Source organism: Mycobacterium sp. (genome assembly GCF_050701675.1).
GTDB lineage: Bacteria > Actinomycetota > Actinomycetes > Mycobacteriales > Mycobacteriaceae > Mycobacterium.
On record NZ_JBOGDD010000473.1, the window covers coordinates 1 to 3,467 of the forward strand.

At 68.0% G+C, this 3,467-nt stretch carries 2 protein-coding genes and 1 pseudogene; 2 read left to right on the top strand and 1 reads right to left on the bottom strand.

Translation table 11 applies throughout. The features are described from left to right. Positions 1–333 precede the first annotated feature (333 nt). A complete protein-coding gene (locus ACRDUX_RS14140; protein ID WP_526414658.1) occupies positions 334–1,344 on the bottom strand; it encodes an NAD(P)H-dependent flavin oxidoreductase in 1,011 nt (336 codons plus the stop codon). Between the two features lie 547 nt (positions 1,345–1,891). Here ACRDUX_RS14140 and ACRDUX_RS14145 point away from each other — a divergent pair. Both ACRDUX_RS14145 and ACRDUX_RS14150 read left to right on the top strand, forming a co-directional pair. Then, positions 1,892–3,157 (top strand): LLM class flavin-dependent oxidoreductase, encoded by a 1,266-nt coding sequence (locus ACRDUX_RS14145; RefSeq protein WP_526414659.1) that lies wholly within the window; start codon positions 1,892–1,894, stop codon positions 3,155–3,157. A 13-nt stretch (positions 3,158–3,170) separates the two neighbouring features. Then, a pseudogene (locus tag ACRDUX_RS14150) lies at positions 3,171–3,467 on the top strand (hypothetical protein); the annotation flags it as partial.

A 3,467-nucleotide genomic window follows, 5' to 3' on the forward strand; every position in this document is an offset into this window, starting at 1 on the left:
GTCCTGGACGGCCGTCAATCGCGACGTCCAGCCATCCCTTCGCCTCGCCGGCAAGCAGGAGGCGGCGGTCAGAAGTGGGCCGTGTCCAAGTGGGATTCGGCGGCCGGCGCTTCACACTGGCGAAGTCTGTGCGCTGCCTGGCCATTCGATGCGTGACACATCGCGGTCAGACTCTGCGTATGTGCCTCTGCGGTCCGCTTTCGCGGCGAATCCGAGGAGAACTCGCCCTCATGTGGGTTCGCGATGTCTACTTAGCACGTCTGGGACGCTAGATCGGGCCGACCGCTAAGCAGATGCTTTCTCCCAGCGTGATCTTTTCTCCACGTATGCATTTCACGGCGAGCCGTCCGGGACTACCTCGTCGTGGCTTTCGACCCCATCGGACGCGCCCGGCGGAGTCACCCAGCGATCCAGCAGGCTACGGGCATCCGCGCAGAGCCGGTCAATCACCTCGGCCACGGATCGCACTGCGGTCAGCATGCCGACGCCTTGGCCGGCGTCGACCGGAGCCAGCCGACCGTCGTTCGCGGCGAGCACCTCGCGAGCTTCGCGATCGACGGCCAGATCCTCTTCGCTGCCCTGCCAACGGTCGGCGAAGTCATTGCGTAGCACCCGCTCCGGCACCTGTGGCGGCCACGGATACCCGTAGGCCACGTCGAAGACCCGGGTGGTCACGGTATCGGTGTCCTTCGCCTCGAAGAGGGCGCCGCGAGCCCGATCCGATGTCAACGACTCGGTGCAGGCCGACAACGCGGTTCCGAGCCACGCCGCCGACGCGCCGGCTGCGAGAACCGCAGCCAGCGCACGTCCTGATGAAATTCCACCCGCAGCCAAGACCGGTACCCGCAGCTCGTCGAGCACCGAGGCCAGCAGCGGAAGCGTGCCCACCAGGGGTTCGCCGTGCCCACCCCCCTCGGCGCCGCGCGCAATCACGACGTCCACGCCAGCCTCGACGGCGCGGTGCGCTGCCCGGAGATCACCCACCTGGGTGGCCGTGGCCACTCCCGCATCCTGCGCGCGTCGAACCCACGAGAAGTCCTCGCCGAAGCTGACCGACAGAAGCGCAGGCGTGGCGGCCAGCGCCGTCGCCAGGAGCCGCGGCTCACGCTCCAGGACCCACTCCACCAGGCCGATACCGAAGGGGTGATCCAGTCCGGACACGTACTGCAGCTGCGCGCTGAGCTGCGCTGCCGTCCCGGCGCTCCCGATCCCGATCATGCCGAGACCGCCTGCCCTCGATACGGCCGCCGCGAGTGCGCCCCCGGCCACTCCCCCCATGGGTGCGTTCACGATCGGCACCCGTAGGCCCATTGCGTGTGACCATTCGGTGGACAATGCCGTCACGCGTACCTCCCGTTGGCCAGAGCGTCGGGCAACACAGCGACTGTGTCACATTTCCGCGTCACCATGGGGCAGGTCGGTGTCGACGTCGCCGACGCACTCGGCCGACGTACCCCCAAAGACTCTGATACGGGCCGCATTCGGAAGTGCATTACAACTCTCGAGATTTAAAGCATTGGATCCGTTGTCGCGCAGGCGCAGCATGGTGCTCAGCCTCGCCGCAGCTCGTGCGGCCCGCCTGAATTTACCCGCCGGTGGACGGTCAAACCCCGCCCCGGCACCAGAAGGAATGATTGAACCTTGTCCCCACTGAACGGCCGCCGGGTGGTCGCGGCTGGTCCGACCGGGCTGACCACGGTGTTGTCGGTTCCGTGGTCGAATCGTCTTCCACGATCCGTTCGCATCGTTCGATCCTCGCTCCGACGTCCATGACGTCGTCGAGGAGCCGCCGTGGTCCTTCCAGCCGCCTGGGTGGCCGGCACGCCGGCGCCGCGCCAACGGGGAATGCGTCGCCGCCATACCGGCCGCCACGCTTTCCGCAGGACACCCGGTGACCCGACGACTGCGCCTCAACGTCAACATCCTCAACGCCGGAGTGTTCGGCGGGTCCTGGCGGTTTCCGGGCACGGATCCGCTGGCGAGTTTCGACGTCGAGCACTACACCTCCATCGCGCTCAAGGCAGAACGAGCGAAACTCGACGCCGTCTTCCTGGCCGACAGCCCCGTGCTGGACCCGCTGGTGCGGTACCGGCCTGCCAACAGCCTCGAGCCCACGACCATCCTGGCGCGAATCGCGGCGGTCACCAATCGAATCGGACTCGTCGGGACGCTGTCGTCGACCTACAACGATCCCGCCGAACTGGCCCGCCGGGTCGGCGACCTCGATCACCTCTCCGGGGGCCGGGTGGGTTGGAACGTCGTCACCACGGCTGGCGTGGCCGCTGCCCGCAACTTCGGCCACCAGGCCGAGCCCGAGCACCGGCTGCGGTACCAGCGCGCCGCCCGCTTCACCGCCGAGGTGATCGCGTCATGGGACGCCCGTACGGTCCTACAGTCGCCGCAGGGCCGGCCGGTGGTGGTACAGGCCGGCGGCTCGAGCGATGGCCGTCTGTTCGCCTCACAGTTCGGCGAAGTCATCTTCTCGGCCGAACAGGACATTGAGCGGGCACGATCCTTTCGGGACGAGATCCGAACCGGCGCCCAAGCATTCGGACGCTCCGCCGACGGCGTGGTCGTGTCGCCCGGACTGTCGACCGTCATCGGCAGCACCGAGGCCGAAGCCCGGCGTCGTCGCGAGGCGCTCGACGAGCTACTCCCGGATGCCTATGCGCGGCAACGGCTCGCCGGGCAATTGGGCTTCCCCCTCGACGACCTCGACGATGACGCACCGATACCGCGGCACCTGTTGGTCGACCCAGACGAGGCAGGCGGCTCCCAGAGCTTCTACCGCATCGTCCACGACATCATCGAGCGCGACGACCCGACGCTGCGCCAGCTTCTGCGCACACTCGGTGGTGGCGGTGGGCACCGCATCCTCGTCGGCACGCCCGAGCAGATCGCCGATGACATCGAGGGCTGGTTCCTGGCCGGTGCCGCCGACGGGTTCAACGTGATGCCCGACGTGCTCCCGTCGGGCTTCGACGATTTCGTCGAACAAGTGGTGCCGGAACTGCAGCGGCGCAACCTCTTCCGTCAGGAATACGTAGGTTCGACACTTCGCCACCACCTTGGATTGCCGTATCCGCGTTCGGCCGCCGCGGTCTCGGGCTCCCGAACGTTGCACGTTGTCTCCGGTGCCGGCGGGACGGCACGCTGACATGGTGGCGATCATGCTCGACATCGTCGTCGACGACGCGTCCGCACCGCCTGCTCCCGAGGCATGGCCGCAACCCGCCTCCCTCGACGAGGCGGTTCGAATCGCCCGAACGGCTTGCGCCTCGGGGATATCGGCAATCCGGGTGCTCGACCACGCGCCAGGCGCCGTGGCGGTCGACGCCGGAACGGTCGCGGCATATCTGAGTGGGGCAGCCGATGGCTGCGGTGTGCTCTTCGACGCCGCCACCACCGGCAACGCGCCGTACAACCTCGCGCGCCGGGTCGGATCACTGCACCGTGCGACGGCTGGC